At 64.9% G+C, this 15033-nt stretch carries 15 protein-coding genes and 2 pseudogenes; 2 read left to right on the top strand and 15 right to left on the bottom strand.

Annotated elements, in window-relative coordinates:
* Positions 1 to 37: 37 nt before the first annotated feature.
* Positions 38 to 574 carry a PilZ domain-containing protein gene (locus tag FBR43_RS13135; RefSeq protein WP_136943530.1) on the bottom strand — a complete coding sequence of 179 codons (537 nt, stop codon included), beginning with the start codon at positions 572 to 574 and terminating at the stop codon, positions 38 to 40.
* Positions 575 to 626: 52 nt separating this feature from the next.
* Between FBR43_RS13135 and FBR43_RS13130 the strand changes: the two genes are divergently transcribed.
* Positions 627 to 2516, top strand: coding sequence for a putative bifunctional diguanylate cyclase/phosphodiesterase (locus FBR43_RS13130; protein ID WP_249276592.1), 1890 nt, complete (start codon positions 627 to 629; stop codon positions 2514 to 2516).
* Positions 2517 to 2525: 9 nt separating this feature from the next.
* On the opposite strand, the gene FBR43_RS13125 is transcribed toward FBR43_RS13130, so the two are convergent.
* The 13 genes from FBR43_RS13125 to FBR43_RS13065 are packed head-to-tail and all read right to left on the bottom strand — an operon-like array spanning position 2526 to position 14346.
* Complete coding sequence (locus FBR43_RS13125; protein WP_136943529.1) at positions 2526 to 3182, bottom strand: response regulator transcription factor; 657 nt, start codon at positions 3180 to 3182, stop codon at positions 2526 to 2528.
* Complete coding sequence (locus tag FBR43_RS13120) at positions 3179 to 5407, bottom strand: ATP-binding protein (RefSeq protein ID WP_136943528.1); 2229 nt, start codon at positions 5405 to 5407, stop codon at positions 3179 to 3181. Before FBR43_RS13120 ends, FBR43_RS13125 begins: the two co-directional genes overlap by 4 nt.
* Positions 5401 to 5832, bottom strand: a complete 432-nt coding sequence (locus FBR43_RS13115; protein WP_136943527.1) for a response regulator — start codon at positions 5830 to 5832, stop codon at positions 5401 to 5403. The genes FBR43_RS13120 and FBR43_RS13115 overlap by 7 nt, the downstream gene beginning before the upstream one ends.
* Positions 5819 to 6103, bottom strand: coding sequence for a hypothetical protein (locus FBR43_RS13110; RefSeq protein WP_136943526.1), 285 nt, complete (start codon positions 6101 to 6103; stop codon positions 5819 to 5821). Before FBR43_RS13110 ends, FBR43_RS13115 begins: the two co-directional genes overlap by 14 nt.
* The gene (locus FBR43_RS13105; RefSeq protein WP_249276591.1) at positions 6100 to 7140 is read right to left on the bottom strand and encodes a chemotaxis protein CheB; all 1041 of its coding nucleotides are present in this window, start codon (positions 7138 to 7140) and stop codon (positions 6100 to 6102) included. Before FBR43_RS13105 ends, FBR43_RS13110 begins: the two co-directional genes overlap by 4 nt.
* A gap of 33 nt (positions 7141 to 7173) precedes the next feature.
* Positions 7174 to 7626, bottom strand: coding sequence for a chemotaxis protein CheW (locus tag FBR43_RS13100; RefSeq protein ID WP_136943525.1), 453 nt, complete (start codon positions 7624 to 7626; stop codon positions 7174 to 7176).
* Positions 7627 to 7646: 20 nt separating this feature from the next.
* Complete coding sequence (locus tag FBR43_RS13095; protein WP_136943524.1) at positions 7647 to 8012, bottom strand: response regulator; 366 nt, start codon at positions 8010 to 8012, stop codon at positions 7647 to 7649.
* A 15-nt stretch (positions 8013 to 8027) separates the two neighbouring features.
* On the bottom strand, positions 8028 to 8576 hold the full coding sequence (locus FBR43_RS13090; protein WP_136943523.1) for a chemotaxis protein CheD: 549 nt from the start codon (positions 8574 to 8576) through the stop codon (positions 8028 to 8030).
* Positions 8576 to 9598, bottom strand: coding sequence for a protein-glutamate methylesterase/protein-glutamine glutaminase (locus tag FBR43_RS13085; RefSeq protein WP_169542611.1), 1023 nt, complete (start codon positions 9596 to 9598; stop codon positions 8576 to 8578). Before FBR43_RS13085 ends, FBR43_RS13090 begins: the two co-directional genes overlap by 1 nt.
* Positions 9595 to 10449 (bottom strand): CheR family methyltransferase, encoded by an 855-nt coding sequence (locus tag FBR43_RS13080; RefSeq protein WP_136943521.1) that lies wholly within the window; start codon positions 10447 to 10449, stop codon positions 9595 to 9597. The genes FBR43_RS13085 and FBR43_RS13080 overlap by 4 nt, the downstream gene beginning before the upstream one ends.
* A complete protein-coding gene (locus FBR43_RS13075) occupies positions 10446 to 12497 on the bottom strand; it encodes a chemotaxis protein CheA (RefSeq protein ID WP_136943520.1) in 2052 nt (683 codons plus the stop codon). Before FBR43_RS13075 ends, FBR43_RS13080 begins: the two co-directional genes overlap by 4 nt.
* A complete protein-coding gene (locus tag FBR43_RS13070; protein ID WP_136943519.1) occupies positions 12494 to 12790 on the bottom strand; it encodes an STAS domain-containing protein in 297 nt (98 codons plus the stop codon). Before FBR43_RS13070 ends, FBR43_RS13075 begins: the two co-directional genes overlap by 4 nt.
* A gap of 23 nt (positions 12791 to 12813) precedes the next feature.
* Positions 12814 to 14346 carry a globin-coupled sensor protein gene (locus FBR43_RS13065; RefSeq protein WP_136943518.1) on the bottom strand — a complete coding sequence of 511 codons (1533 nt, stop codon included), beginning with the start codon at positions 14344 to 14346 and terminating at the stop codon, positions 12814 to 12816.
* Positions 14347 to 14562: 216 nt separating this feature from the next.
* Here FBR43_RS13065 and FBR43_RS13060 point away from each other — a divergent pair.
* Positions 14563 to 14739: pseudogene (locus FBR43_RS13060) on the top strand (transposase); the annotation flags it as partial.
* 125 nt (positions 14740 to 14864) lie between these two features.
* On the opposite strand, the pseudogene FBR43_RS16630 reads toward FBR43_RS13060, so the two are convergent.
* Positions 14865 to 14987, bottom strand: a pseudogene (locus FBR43_RS16630) (IS6 family transposase); the annotation flags it as partial.
* Positions 14988 to 15033: the final 46 nt, after the last annotated feature.

Below are 15033 nucleotides of genomic sequence, written 5' to 3'. Positions count from 1 at the left end.
GATCCCGGATGCATTCGTCCGGCCGATAGCTGTCGGTCTATTGCGAACCGCTGCCCCGCGATGGCGCTTGGGTCTCCAGGGCAGGCGGCGCTGCGTCAGCGCTTGGGCCTGAAGCATCGATGATCTGGTTCGAGACGCGCTCGAGAAAGTGATAGACGGCGAAGGCCAAGGCCAGCGATGCGATGACCAGCGCGATTCCGAGCACCGCGGCCTCGATAAGTCGGCCGATCGTTGCCGCGTCGTAAGGTGATGCACCGTTGCGTCGTGGCACTAGGCGTCGATCGCTTCCTGCGACGACAGCATCCGCCCCCTTGCCGCGTTCGAGTGCTGCGATGTCGATCCGCTCGCGCGTACTGATACCGCAGCGATTGGCAGCCGACCACGCCACCCGGCCAACGAGCACCGATGTCGTGCGGCGGAGTTCGACATAACTGCCGCGCCGCGGTGCGCCACCCGCCATCTCGAGCATCATCCCTCCGCTCGACAGGTTGCGGATCGTGGCATCGCACCAACCCGCATCGGTCAGCATCCGGGCCTGGATGAACGTCGACTTTCTCGGCTCCCGGTTAATCATCGCCTGCCCCTAACTTTCGAGGCCAGATAGCGCACTCACCTCCCTTTGCGTATTGGTACTTATACGACCTCAGTATAAACCCGCTATTTTAATTTGCGTTAACCGACAATGCTTCCTCTACAAAGCTTCACGGCGGAAAGCTATCATGTCGCTACACCAACGCATCATCGGCCCTGACAGCGTCGTCGAGGAAACGATCGTCAACCTCGACCGTGAGATCGCCGCGCTCGAGAGCCGTACGCGTTCCCAGCAGGGCCGACTGAAAGCCTTGGCCGCGCTTGCCGACTTCCAGCGCGAGGCAATAGACGCCGCCGCAATCGTCGCCGTCACCGACCGCCACGGCCGTATCCGGTCGGTCAATGCCAAGTTCTGCGAACTGAGTGGCTATTCCGAAGCCGAATTGATCGGCGCGACGCACCGCATCGTCCATTCGGGAGTGCACGACCGGGCATTCTTCCAAAACCTCTACAGGACGATTAGCGCCGGACGAGTTTGGCACGACGTCATCTGCAATCGCGCCAAGTCCGGCCGGCTTTATTGGGTCGACACGACGATCGTGCCCCACCGCGACGGATCCGGCTATACCGCGATCCGCTTCGACGTGACGCCGCAGAAGGAAGCCGAGCAGCGGTTATGGATGCTGGCGAACATCGACTCGCTGACCGAGCTTCCAAACCGGCGGCGCTTCATGGAATTGCTTTCCGAGCGGACGGCGGAAAGCGGTTCCTTCGTTACCGCGATCCTTGACCTCGACCATTTCAAGGACGTTAACGACAGCGACGGTCATGACGCGGGCGACCGTTTGCTCACCGCTGTCGCGAAGACATTGCGCGACCAGCTCGACGAAGGCGAGGTCGTCGCGCGGCTCGGCGGAGATGAATATGCGCTGATCCTGGCGGCAGATGGCGTGGAGCAGGCCGCCGCCCGGCTCGACCGGATCGTCGCGGCGGTTGGCGCCCGCCGGTCTGACGGGATGGGCGACTGGACGGTGCAGGCAAGCGTCGGCGCCGCGCTCTTTCCCCGCGACGGCACCAACAAACACGACCTGCTCAAATGCGCGGACATGGCGCTCTACGCCGCCAAGCAATCGGGACGAGGGTGCGCCCGTCTGTTCGAGCCGCGTTTTCGTGAGGCGGCCGAGCAGCGTGCCGGCCTTCGCGCCAGCATTCAGCAGGCGCTGGCTAGAAACGAGATGTTCGTCCTGTATCAGCCGATCGTCGACTTGTCGTGCGAACGGCCTTTGGCGTTCGAGGCGCTGCTGCGCTGGCGCCGTGCCGACGGCAGCATTCAGACCCCCGCGTTGTTCGGCGAGGTCTTCGATGACGAGCAGATCGCTGCCGATATCGGCAATTTCGTCCTCGGCCAGGTCCTGGCGCAGATCGAGCGCTGGCAGGCCGAAAAGGTGCCGTTCCAGTGGATCGCCATCAACGCGACGCTGGGAGACTTCCGCTCGCCGTCGTTCGTCGACCAGATCGTCGCTGCGGTCGAGAGCGGCCGCATCCGCCACGACCAGCTGTGCGTCGAGATTACCGAGGGAATGCTGCTCGATCGCGGCGGCCGTGCGGTGCGTGCCGCGGTCGAGCGGCTCGATGCCTGCGGGATCGACATCGCCTTCGATGATTTCGGCACGGGCTTCGCGTCGCTGACCCATCTGCGCCAGTTGCCGATCGGGCATGTGAAGATCGACCGCAGTTTCATCGAAGCGATCTGTGCGGGGGGCAAGGATCGGGTGATTGTCAAAAGCGTCATCGACCTTGCCCATCGCCTTGGTCTCAAGGTCGTCGCCGAGGGGGTCGAGGAAAAGGACCAGGCGGAGATGCTGCGCGATCTCGATTGTGATTCGATCCAGGGCTTCCTTGTCGCGCCTGCCCTCACTGAACAGCTGGCGACGGCTTTCGTGCGCGATGGAACCGCCAGCGATCGGCTCGCCGCCGCTGCATGACGCATGTTCTCAGCCGACGGGGTCGACTCGCAGGATATCCCCCTTGGGAGACAGTTCCGCATCGATCGCGATCTGTACTGCCTCGGCAAGGCTTCGCACGGCGAGCTTGTCCATGACGTGCGCGCGATAGGTTTCGACCGTCCGCACCGACAAACCTAGACGATAAGCGATGATCTTGTTGGCCAGGCCCAGCACCATCCCTGCCAGCACATCACGTTCCCGCTCGGACAATCGATCGATCTGTGCCTGCGCCTCGCGCCGTCTGTTGGCCTCGCGCAGCGACTGTCGCTGATGCGTCAGCGCGCGGCCGATCGCCCGAACCAGATCCTCGATCCGGAACGGCTTCTCGATGAAGTCTATCGCGCCGGCGTGCATCGCCCGAACGGCGGCAGGAACCGATCCGGAGCCGGTCAGAACCACGACTTTGTGGGCGCTGTCGCGCTCGGCTAGCGCGGCCTGGACATCCATCCCGTTCAGGCCCGGCATATTGAGGTCGAGCACGACACAGCCGCCGGGAAGCACGTTCTGCACCGCGAGGAACGTCTCACCGTCAGCAAACGCCCGGACCGCGAAGCCACGCATCGACAATGCCGTCGCGAGCTCATCGCGCACGTCATTATCGTCGTCGACGAGGAAGACGTTCCGCTCCGCCTCGGCGATCGTCATCGTCCGGGCTCCTCGGCGATGAGAAACCGCAGCGTCAAGGTAGCACCTGGGCGTCCGTCGTTCGCGGTCAGGGCAATCGATCCACCCACCTCGTCCATGATCTGGCGACAGACGAACAAGCCAAGGCCAGTGCCCTTGCCCGCCGGCTTGCTGGTGCAGAACGCATCGAAGGCGCGCGGACCCACCGCATCGTTGATGCCGGCGCCGTCGTCGGTGATCGTCACGGTCATCGCGTCGGCGGCCTGCCACAAAGCGATCGCTATGCGCCCCGCATCCGCCCGCCCGCACTCGCGTGCGGCATCGATTGAATCGGCGGCATTCTGAAGCGCGTTGACGACGATCTGCTCGATCCCGATGCGGGGCAGAAGCAGCATCGGCACATGGGCGGGAAGCTTTGTCCGCAGGTGAATCGACCGTTCGGTCATCACTGGCCGCATGAACCGGATCGCATCATGGGTCGCCTGCACGAGATTGGTCGGTTCGCGCTCGTCGCGTTCGAGCCGCGCATAGCTGCTCGTCCGCTGTACGATTGAACTCGCGCGCTCTACCTGCTCGATGATCCGCTCGAACTTCGCTGCGACCTTTGCCGCAGACGGATCGGAAGGGTCGAGCATCAGGCTCCCGTTCTCGGCAGCAAGAGAGATGGTGAAAAGCGGCTGACGCAGTTCATGACTTAGCGCACTCGCCATGCCGCCAAGCTCCATCAGCCGTGCATTATGACGCATTCGCGATTGAAACGCCTTGGCGGTTCGCAGCCGGATGAGGCAGCCATAGCGCCAGTGGCCGCGCGCCTCGTCATATTCATGCGCCAGCAGAAGATACCATTGATCGTCGCCACTGTCCCCGCGGCGAAACTCGATCATCACATCATGCTTGCCGGCGCTCGCAGCGAACTGTCCGGCATCGGCGCCGTGGACGGGAAAACTGAGCCCGCGCTCGCCCGTGATCGGATCGATCTTGACGAAATGGAGTGCGCAGGTTGCAGGGTCGAACCCGACATCGTTGAACAGCTTGAGCTCGATCGTCGAGCGCAGTTCGTCGACGGCGCGCGACAGGCGCTGACGCTCCTGCTCCGCCACCACATACTCGTTGTTCGTCGATACGAAAGCGCGGAGCAGCGCGTCGGTTTCGTGAAAGGGGGCGTGCGGTAGCGCAAGTGTCTCGCGCGCCCCAAAGCCGCGCAGCGCCGCTTCCCACAGGCGCATCGATCGCCGGATCGCGCGGCCGAAGGCCAGCAAGCCTAGCTCGGCAATCACCAGGAAGATCATCATCGGCGTGACGCCGCGGAGGACGTCACCGAACAGGGCCAGCACATGGGGCTGCGGCGCGACGGCCGCCGACAGCCCTGGGCCCGCCGGCACGACGTAACACATGGTCAGCCAGTAGGCGAAGGTATCGCGGTCGTCGGGCCCTGCCTGTCCGGCATCGGTTCGCGCGCAGCCGATCCGGCCCGCTGCGGCGCCGATCGTCGCGGTGCGATCGACGACGAAGGGCATGGCCGCCCGAGCCCCCGGCAGCAACAAGGTCGAACGCTGTCCGGGTCGCAAAGGCTCCTTGCGCTCGCGTTCGGCTACCGCCTGTGCAACTTCCTGTTCGTGGATCGCCAGCCGGTCGCCGACGTGTCGCAGTTCGCCAAGAAGGAACAGCGTCGTCGCGCCTGCGACCGCGATCGATACTGCGGCCTCAAGCGACCGCTGAAGCCCGAATTGACGGGCACGGCGCACCGTCCCGCGAACGGGATCGACGATCAGCCCGAGTGTGATGAGATCGGCAACCGCCGCGAGCAGGATTTCGCACAGAATCTTGCGCAACGAGACAACCGCCGCGACCTCGATCGGCGTGTCAGAATGCACCCAGACAAGTGCGAGCGCGGCAGCGACGCCGATCGTCGCCTGATAGACGAAGGTGAGCGAAGCAAGGCTCTGCTGGCCGCGTGCGAAGCGATGGATGACCAGCACATGGCCGAGCGCCAGCAGGACCGAAACGGGGTGCCCCCACCACAGTATCGACGGCGCCATGGTTGCCGCGGCCACCGTCAGCCCGGCGGTCAATCCGAACCAGCGATAGGCCAGCAGGTAGAACAGCGGGCCCAGATAGAATTCGAAGCCCGGTGCGGCGACCAGCCGCATGCTCGAGAGAGCGATAGCCACCACGAATGCGACGCCTGCCAGCGGCCAGAACGCCGGTGCAGTCGCATGTTCGCGCGGGCGGACCAGGTTCAGCATGCACGATCCAGAGACGCTGCGACGAGTTGCCGAAGCATCGCCGCACGTACGGGCTTCATCAATAACCCTTTAGTCGAACACGCGATTTCTTCGCGCGCAGCGCGCGTAAGGTCGAGATGTCCGGTCATCAGATAGATGTCGGCCTCAAGCGCATGCGGTGCGCAACGTGCCAGTCCGCGCAGAACATCGAGGCCATTCTCGCGCTCCAGCTTGTAGTCGCAAAGCACGAGGTCGAAGGCCTGCTCGCAGCAGGCGGCTTCGGCCCCGGCCCCGTCGCGCACTCCGATCGCCGTCGCGCCGAGGGCGCCGAACAGCTCGACTAGTTCACCACGTAGTGCCTCGTCGTCCTCGATGATGAGAATCCTCGGCATGATCGGATCGCTACTCTGCCGCAACTTGGTTGATCCTTTCTTACGATCCGCCATCGTGCTCCAGCGCGCGCTCCAATCGTACGCGCAGCCGTTCGAGCGGCGTATCGCCGATCGCTGCCTGTGGGTCGTCGGCCCGAAGGATCGCGGCGAGAGCCAGCTGCTGCTGCCCCAGCATGTCGAGCGCCTGAAGCGCCGACACGTGGCGTTCGACCAACGCCGGGTCCGAGCACAGGATTGCGCCCAGCCGTTCGATCTCCTCGCGCGTGCATTCAAGCTCGTCGGCGATCTGCGCGCGCAGCCGATGCGACAGCCCGAGCCCGGTCATGCGGCAAGCGCCGTGAGGGCGCCGTGCATCAGGAGCTCGCGGCCCAGTCCTTCTAGTGGCCGCGCCGCCGCCCCCCCGATCATCGCCGCCTGCTCCGGCAACTCGCGCGCCTTTGCCTCGTCGGGCAGAACCGCCAAAGTCGTTGCTCCGGCCCCGCGCAGCGCACCGAGGACCGCGATCCCGTCGTCACCGATTCCGCTCAGCATTCCCACGGCTGCCCGGCCGCCCGCAGTCTTGGCGACTGACTGAAGGAGGAGATTGGCCGAGGGACGATGGCCGGCGATGGGCTCGCCGTCGATCAGGCGGATGGCGGCATCGGGCCAGCGATCGACGACGGCATGTCGCGCTGCCTCTCGAAGGATGTAGACGTTGCCGCTCTCCAGCGGCACGCCGTCATGCGCCGCACGCACCGCCGGTCGCGCGGTCTTGTCGAGCTTTTCGACCAGCGCGTCGGCAACATTGTGTGCGTCGCCGAGGTGAACGATTACGGGCGGGCAGTTGGCGGGCAGGCGATTGACGATGGTGCTCACCATCTCGACGCCGCCGGTATTGCCGACCAGCACGATGACGCCGTCCCCGGGCACATAGTCGTTGCCGACCAGCACCTCGCCGCTCGCGGTCCTCGACTTGAACGCCTTGCCGGCCGCGGCCGCCTTGACCAGCTTGGCGAGGCGCGGGCCGATCTTGTGGAACTCCTCCATCGTCGCCGCCTTGGGCTTGGGGAAGCAGTCATAGGCGCCGAGTTCGAGCGCCTCGAGCGTCGCGGACGACCCCTTCTGAGTCAGGGAAGAAAGCATGATGATCGGCATCGGCCGATCGCCCATCACCTCGCGCAGAAGTTCGAGGCCGCTGGTGCCGGGCATCTCGACGTCGAGCGTCATCACATCCGGCCGGTCGCGGGCGATGACGCGCCGCGCTTCATCGGCATTGGCGGCGTGGTCGATAACCGTAATGCCCGGCGCTTCCTCCAGGATGGTGGTGAACAACGCACGCATCGTGGTGGAATCGTCGACGATCAGGACACGGACGGGTGGCATCTACAATACTCCGACAAGCAGAAACAAAGGCGGTCAGGCGGCGTCGGCAAGCGGCGAGGCGGCAACGCCACCGATCGCCATGGCGCGAAGGTCGAGTACCATCGCCATCCGATCCTCGACCGCGACCAGCCCTTCGAGGAAGCGTTCTGCGCCCGCCTGGCCCAATTCGGGTGGCGGCTGCATCTCGGCCGGCTCGACGCGGACGATGTCGTTCACCGAATCGACGATCAGGCCGTTAAGCTGGCTGCCGATCTGCAGAACGATGATGACGTGTCGTCCGGTTGGATCGATCCGGCCCCATCCCAACCGCTCCGACAGGTCGATGACCGGCAGCACCGTGCTGCGCAGGTTGACGACGCCGCGCACGAAAGAGGGTGCGTGCGGGATCGCGGTCGTGGGCGTCCAGGCGCGGATCTCGCGGATCGCCATGATATCGACGCCGAGCAGCTTGTCGGCGATCTGGAAGGTGATGAGCTGTTCGGGCACGACCCTTATCTCCTCTTCGCTCAATGCATCACGCGGCGAACCGCGACCGTCAGCTTCTCGGGATCGAAAGGTTTGACGATCCAACCGGTCGCCCCGGCGTCGCGCGCGCGGGCTTTCTTCTCGGGCGAGCTTTCGGTCGTCAGCACCAGGATCGGCATGTCGCGAAACCGTTCCTGAGCGCGCAGCTCTGCGATCAGGCCGAACCCGTCGAGACGCGGCATGTTGATGTCGGTGATGACGAGCGTTGGCTCGTTGTTCTCGAGCCATTCGAGTGCGGCGCGACCATCCTCGGCCTCGGCCACGTCATAGCCCGCACTGGTGAGCGAGGCGCGCAACAGCATCCGCATGCTGAGGCTGTCGTCCACCGCCAGAATACGCTTCGGCATGATTCTCCTCTCAAATCAGAACAGTTCGACGTCGCCCGACGTCGGCGGGAGGGCGGGCCGTTGAAGTTGTGGAAAGGCCTGTGCCACCTCGCGGCAGCGCACCCGCCCGCTGGCGGGTTGCAGGTCGAGGCGGCGCGCAAGCGTGCCCCCGGTATCGGCTCGCGCAAGCGAGATACCGTCGTCGCGAAGGAAGCGCCGCGCGAACTCGGCGTTCTCGCTCCCGATAGCGCGCATTCCCGAATGGAGGTTGGCACCTCCATAGAGGTGCGCGCGCATTGTCGATCGCGTCGCGCCCCGCTTCAACATGCCGTTGACCAGCATCTCCATCGCATAAAGGCCGTAGCGACGTGCTTCCTCGCTCGGCTCCGAACGAACATGCTCAGGCGGCGTGGGCAGCAGGAAATGGTTCATGCCGCCCAAGCCCGCGACGGGATCGAACAGGCAACAGGCGATGCAGCTGCCCAGAACGGTCGTCAGGACGAGGTGCGGATCGCTCGAAACCTCGAATTCGCCCTGAAGGACGTTGTGACGCTGCTGCCGGGGCGCGGCCGTGATCGGGGCCATCAGCATCGGCAAAGCTCCATGATGCGCGCGGCGATACGGTCGACGGGCAGGATCTCGGCCAGCGCCCCGCGTTCGGCGGCGGCGCGGGGCATACCGTAGATGAGCGCGCTCGCCTCATCCTGACCGATCGTCGGCATGCCGAGCTTGCGCAGCGCGGCTAGCCCGTCGGCTCCATCCTCTCCCATGCCGGTCAGGATCGCACCGACGATGCGCTCGGCAGGGTGCCTCGCGAGCGAGTGGAACGTCGCGTCGGCCGAGGGGCGATGCCCCGAAACCGGTGCCCCTTCGTTCAGGCGGCAGACGAGCTGCTTGCGCCCGCTGACCGTCAGATGTCGCGTGCCGCCGGGCGCGATATAGACATGGCCCTGCTCGACCGGCATTCCATCTTCGGCCTCGACCACGCGCGGTGCGACCCTGGCATCGAGGCGGGCGGCGAACATCCGGGTGAAGCCGGCGGGCATGTGCTGAACGACGATGGTCGGGGGACCGTTGTCGGGATAGCCAGCGAGAAGCGCGCCCAGCGCTTCCACCCCGCCCGTCGATGCGGCGATCGCGGCGATCCTGCCGTTCCAGCGGAAGCGCTCGGCGAACCGCGCGGCGCGGCGCGGTTGCTGCAGGCGGTCGCGGCATCCGGCAGCCAGCTTGACCATCGCGGCGAGTCCGCCGTCATCCAGATCCCGTAGCGCGCCTAATCCGCCCGCGGGCTTGGCGTAGCAATCGATCGCGCCCAGTTCGAGCGCGCGCACCGTCGCCTCGGCTCCCCGGGTGGTATGCGCCGACACCATCACGACCGGCGTCGGGCGCAGCCGCATGATCTTCTCGAGAAATGCAAGGCCGTCCATTCCCGGCATCTCGAGATCGAGCGTGATGACATCGGGATCGAGCTCGCGGATCATCGACCGTGCCGCTGCCGGGGTGGCGGCGGTGCCGACCACCTCGACCTCGGGATCGCGCCGCAGCAGTGCTGCGACGATGCCTCGCATCGTCGGCGAATCGTCGATGACGAGCGCGCGAACCGTCACGACACCGGCCTCCGGAACACGGTCTGCCCCACGGGCCGGAGCTTCCCCGCTGCCGCGCCGAGCAGTCTCTCCGAATGACCGATATAGAGATAGCCGCCGGGCAGCAGTTTTTCGGCGAGCCGGCATTGCAGCCGCTCGTTCGTCGCGGCATCGAAATAGATCATCGTGTTACGGCAGAAAATTGCCTGAAACTGCCCCGCTATCGGCCATTCGCCGAGCAGATTGAGCTGGCGGAAACGGACGATATCGCGGACTTCCCGTCTGATCGTCAGAGCGTCGGCGGAACGTTCGGTCCATAGCCGTCCAAGCGGTTCCGAGATCGCATCGGTGGCTTCGGCGGCGTAGCGCCCCGCGCGCCCCGCATCGAGCACCTGGCCGTTAAGGTCGGTCGCCAGCATCGCAATGTCGCGCGACAGGATGCGCCGCCCCTCGCGCTCGTTCGAGCCAAGCAGGGTCATCGCCAGCGAATAGACTTCCTCGCCCGAGGATGATCCTGCGGACCACATCCGCACCCGCCGACCCTTGTCGAGCGCGGCGATGATTTCGGGCCGCAGTATCTCGTCGAAATGGCGAAAATGATGGTCCTCACGAAAAAAGCGCGTGTGGTTGGTGGTCAGCGCCTCGATCGCGGCGGTCCGCGCTTTCGGATCATGACTGATGTGCTGGATATATTCGGCGATGTCGCGGCAGCCGTGCGCGCGCACCAGCTTGGCGAGACGCGAGGAGACGAGAATGCGCTTGCCGGGATGCAGGACGATGCCGGCATGGGCATGCGCCATCCGTGCGACGGCGGCGAAATCATCCGCCGACAGATCGCGCGCATCGGGCGCAGCGATCGCGGCGGGGGTCACGACGCGCACCTGAGCGGCACTGGCGCGCGCAGATCCACCAGTCCCTCGACATCAAGTATCAGCGCGACGCGCCCGTCCCCCAGGATCGTCGCACCTGCGACCCCTTCGACCTGCTGGTAATGCGTCTCCAGGCTTTTGATGACGACCTGGCGCTGGTCGATGATCGCATCGACCATCAGGATCGCGCTCCCCGCGCTTTCGGTCTCGACCACGATCAGGACCGCTTCCGACGGTTCGCTCACCGCCCCCGTCAGGCCGAGCTGATCGCCGATGCCCAGTACCGGCAGAAACGCACCGCGGACGTTCAGCACGCGATTGCCGAGGCCGGTCGACTGCACCTGATCCCGGTCGGGCCGCAGGCTTTCGACGATATGGGTGAGGGGGATGATATAGGTCTGATCGCCTACCGACACGACCATGCCGTCGACAATCGCGAGCGTGAGCGGCAGCGCCAGCGCAAAGCTCGACCCCTCGCCCGGCCGCGACTGGATGGTGATGCGACCGCCCAGCGCCTGAACGTTCTGCCGCACTACATCCATGCCGACCCCGCGGCCGGAAATGTTGGAAACCTCACGCGCGGTGGAAAAGCCCGGGGCAAAGATGAGCTGCTCGATCTCCTCGTCCGACAGGCGCGCGTCGGCGGCTACGATGCCGCGGTCAGTGGCTATCGCCAGCACCCGCTCGCGATCGATACCCGCGCCGTCGTCGCTCACCGATATGACAATGCGGCTTCCCTTGTGCTCGGCCGACAGACGCAGCAGCCCCTCAGCAGGCTTGCCCTTGGCAAGCCGTTGGGCGGGAAGTTCGATACCGTGATCGACGCAGTTGCGGACGAGGTGGGTCAGCGGCTCGCCGATGCGCTCGATCACCGTCTTGTCAAGTTCGGTGGCTTCACCCTCCACCTCGATCTGGACGCGCTTACCAGTCGAGGCCTCGAGTTCGCGGACGATGCGTGGGACGCGGCTGAAAACCGACTTCACCGGCTGCGCGCGGATCGCCATCGCGCTGTCCTGAAGCTCGCGCGTCAGCTGGTCGAGGTCGGCAAGTTCCTCCACCGCGGCCAGGCCGTTGGAGGCAAGGCGCTGCGACAGCATCGACTGGGTAATGACAAGCTCGCCAACCAGATCGACAAGCCGGTCGAGCTTGTCGAGGTCGACGCGGATCGTGGCGCCCACCGCGACCTTCGGCTGTTTCGCAGCCAGCGGCGCCTGGGCGACAGGCGGCTCGGCTGCCGGCGTCGCCAGTGGAGCGACCGGCCGGGATTGAAGGATGACCTCGCGCGCGGATCTCATCGCATCGTCGAATTGAGTCCGCTCAATCGTGACCGAGCCGGGGTCGGACACGAAATCGAACACTTCTTCTATCGTCGCTCGTTCAGCTGTTGCTGGCAGGCGCAGCGTCCAACCCATATAGGCCGCGTCGGGGTCGAACGCGTCGAGCGTCGGCACGCGATCGGGATCGGCGGAGACCACCTGTCCGCCTAGTGCCGCCAGCTCGCGCAGCAGCAGCAAGGGTTCGCCGCCGTGCGCGAGATCGCCCGCGGCGGGCATGAACGTGACGCGCCAGTCCTGGGCGGGGATATCGCTACGCACGGTGAGCTCGGCCATCATCGCGTCAATGTCGAACGACAGCCCAAGCTCTTGGGACGCGAGACCCGGGGCACTCGCGGGCGCGGCGCTCAACGCATCGCGCAGCGCCCGCTTCATGACCGCATCGTCGGGCTGTTCCCCCTCGCCACGGATCGCGGTCACATGGTCCGCAAGCACATCGAACGCGCCCATCAGCAGCTCGACCAATGGCGGGTCGAGCGAAAGCTCGCCGTCACGCACCTTGTCGAGCAACGTTTCGAAAAGGTGGGTGAAGGACTGAAGCGGATGGAAGCCGAACGCTCCGGCCCCGCCCTTGATCGAGTGGACCGCGCGAAAGATCGTGTTGATTGTTTCGCCATCATGCTCACCGGCCTTGATTGCCAGCAAAGCGGTTTCGGCGCTGGCAAGGCCTTCCTCGCATTCCTGAAAGAAGATCGACTGGATGTCGTCGGGGCTCATCCCGTCACCTCCGCAGCGGCCAGCAGGTCGCCAAGCAGCCGTTCGGTGACACCGCAGACCCGTGCGGCCTCCTCAACTGCCCGCGAGGCTGCGATCAGGCGGATTTCGGTCGTCCCCTCCGCCCCTGTGCGCAGTGCGCTGAGCAGAAGCTGGATCCCAGCCAGTCCGATCCGCTCCACCTTCGCGGCGTCGATGCCGATCGCACCGCCCAGATCGAGCATGTCGCGCAGTTCGTTTGCCATGAGCCGGACGCCTGATCGGTCCAGCACCGGCAGCATGGTCAGGCGGCGCATTGCTCCGTCTCCCCTTCAGATGCTCAGAACTCGGACCAATCCTCGGCGTGGGCGACGGCAAGGTTGCCGCGTGTCACCGGACGGGAGGCTGAGCGGACGACGGCCTTCTTGCGCGTGGGTTGCGGTACCGCCCGGACGGGAGCGATCGCCGAATGCCCCTCGCTCGACAACGTGAAGCGCGAAACCAGGCCGGTCAGTTGGTCGGCCTCGCCCGCGAGGCTGCGCGCCGCAGCAGTCGATTGCTCGACCATCGCGGCGTTCTGCTGCGTCATCTTGTCCATCTCGCCGACTGCGGCATTGACCTGTTGCAGGCTGTTCGACTGCGAGGCGGCGAGTTCGGAGATGTTAGCGGCAAGGCCGGCGATTTCCGCTACCTTCCCGACGATCCGGTCGAGCGCGGCACCCGATTGACCGACGAGATCTACGCCGCGACTAACCTGCTTGGAGCTTTCGCCGATCAGTTCCTTGATGTGCTTGGCGGCGTCGGCCGAGCGCTGTGCGAGGGCGCGCACTTCGTTCGCAACCACTGCAAAACCCTTGCCCGCATCCCCCGCACGCGCCGCCTCGACGCCCGCGTTGAGCGCGAGGAGGTTGGTCTGGAAAGCGATGCCGTCGATCACGTTGATGATCTGCGCAATCTCCTGCGCCGAGCGTTCGATATCGTCCATCGCCGCGACCGCTTCCTTGACGACGGTGCCGCCCCGCGTTGCGTCGCCATGCGCCTCCGCGACCGAGCGGTTTACGTGGGCGGCGCCATCGGCTGTTTCCCGGATACCGCCGGTCAACTGGTCCATCGCGGCCGCGGTCTGCTCGAGCGAGGCCGCCTGCTGCTCGGTACGCGCGGAAAGGTCATCGGAGGCCTGGCTGATCTCGATCGAGCCGGTGTTGATGCTTTCGGCGGTTTCCGACACCTGCATCAGCGTCTCGCTGATCCGGCTGCGCATGAACTCGAAGTCCTGTTCGACCTTTCCGAAGGTATCCGGCAGACCATCGAGCTTGATCGTGAAGTCGCCTTTGGCCAGCGCCTCCAGCGCTTCTCCGACGCGCGCGATTACGGCGAGCCGCTGCGCTTCTTCGGCGCGAAAATAACTCGATAGCGCGACGTCCATGTCGAGAAGTGCGCACTTGACCATCGACCCTATGAGGTGGCCCAGCCGATTGCCGGCGACCCGGGCGATCGGCGATTCCGCCACGATGCCGCAGATCAGCCGCTCCAGGACCATCGCGTAGCCACCGATGTACCAGGTAGGGGCCAGGCCGATCCGTGCGTGAACATTACCGATTTGCTCGGCCTTCGCGAAATACGTGTCACCGATCTCACGTGAGAAAAGCTGGACCCAGTGATTGAACTGCTTGTCGCGAGCATGGTCCATCGACTGACGCGAATTGAAGAATCTAGCTGCTTCCGGCGTTGCGGACATCTTCGTGTAGAAGTCGTCGAGCGCACCCGGTGCGTGCTTTTTCAGCAACCTAAGAATCTTGGGAAAGCTTTTGTAGTCGTTATCATCGACTCCGAAGAACTGTATCCTGCCAAGATTGGCGGAAGTATTTTCCATAGACCTTCTCCGCTTGGGCGCGCTCCCATCAAGTGGTCGGTCGGTAAACAAAGTATTTTTTACCGTAGAAATACGGCGTGTCCGCAGGCTCAGCAGACTGGGCTGTAGGCGCCGCGTGTGCCCGGGTATGCCACGCAGCGGACGTGACGTGTTTCCCGGAAAACATGCCATTTCCAAGTTAGTTCGCAGACGGGGACGAGCGATGCGGCCAGACCGTTGACCGAGAATTGGATCATAGGCGTGCTGCGCGAGCGCGAGGCTGGCGTGAAGGCCACCGAGCTGTGTCGGAGGCACGGCATCAGCGATGCGACCTTCTACAAATGGAAATCGAAGTTCGGCGGTCTTGGTGTGTGCGAGGTCCGGCGGCTTCGATCGCTTGAGGAGGAAAATTCGTGACTGAAGAAGCGACTGGCCGAGGCGATGCTGGACGATGCGATGCCGAAGGACCTGGCATCAAAAAGGGTAACGCCCGAGGCCAATCCTCGGATCGCTGATACCCGCTGCCGCCAGATATCGCTGGCGAACATCGGGCCGAACCGGTTCCACCACGGCCGCACCGTCTCATGGCTGATATCGATCCCGCGCTCGAACAGCAGGTCCTCGACATTCCGCAGCGACAGCGGGAAGCTGACGTACATCATCACGAGCGGCCGGATCACTTCCGGCGACGAGTTGACGTACCGGAAC

Source organism: Sphingomonas baiyangensis, assembly GCF_005144715.1.
In the GTDB taxonomy this organism is placed as follows: Bacteria; Pseudomonadota; Alphaproteobacteria; order Sphingomonadales; family Sphingomonadaceae; genus Sphingomonas; species Sphingomonas baiyangensis.
The sequence above is the reverse complement of the archived record's forward strand: the minus strand, read 5'-3'. Positions and strand labels throughout refer to the sequence as shown.

Coding starts and splice junctions, on each gene's coding strand:
- FBR43_RS13120 (WP_136943528.1), bottom strand. CDS start 5,407: ATGCTGAACCTGGTCCGCCCGCGCGAACATGCGACTGCACCGGCGTTC.
- FBR43_RS13065 (WP_136943518.1), bottom strand. CDS start 14,346: ATGGAAAATACTTCCGCCAATCTTGGCAGGATACAGTTCTTCGGAGTC.
- FBR43_RS13110 (WP_136943526.1), bottom strand. CDS start 6,103: ATGACCGGGCTCGGGCTGTCGCATCGGCTGCGCGCGCAGATCGCCGAC.
- FBR43_RS13095 (WP_136943524.1), bottom strand. CDS start 8,012: ATGCCGAAGCGTATTCTGGCGGTGGACGACAGCCTCAGCATGCGGATG.
- FBR43_RS13125 (WP_136943529.1), bottom strand. CDS start 3,182: ATGACGATCGCCGAGGCGGAGCGGAACGTCTTCCTCGTCGACGACGAT.
- FBR43_RS13135 (WP_136943530.1), bottom strand. CDS start 574: ATGATTAACCGGGAGCCGAGAAAGTCGACGTTCATCCAGGCCCGGATG.
- FBR43_RS13105 (WP_249276591.1), bottom strand. CDS start 7,140: ATGCCACCCGTCCGTGTCCTGATCGTCGACGATTCCACCACGATGCGT.
- FBR43_RS13115 (WP_136943527.1), bottom strand. CDS start 5,832: ATGGCGGATCGTAAGAAAGGATCAACCAAGTTGCGGCAGAGTAGCGAT.
- FBR43_RS13070 (WP_136943519.1), bottom strand. CDS start 12,790: ATGCGCCGCCTGACCATGCTGCCGGTGCTGGACCGATCAGGCGTCCGG.
- FBR43_RS13090 (WP_136943523.1), bottom strand. CDS start 8,576: ATGGCCCCGATCACGGCCGCGCCCCGGCAGCAGCGTCACAACGTCCTT.
- FBR43_RS13075 (WP_136943520.1), bottom strand. CDS start 12,497: ATGAGCCCCGACGACATCCAGTCGATCTTCTTTCAGGAATGCGAGGAA.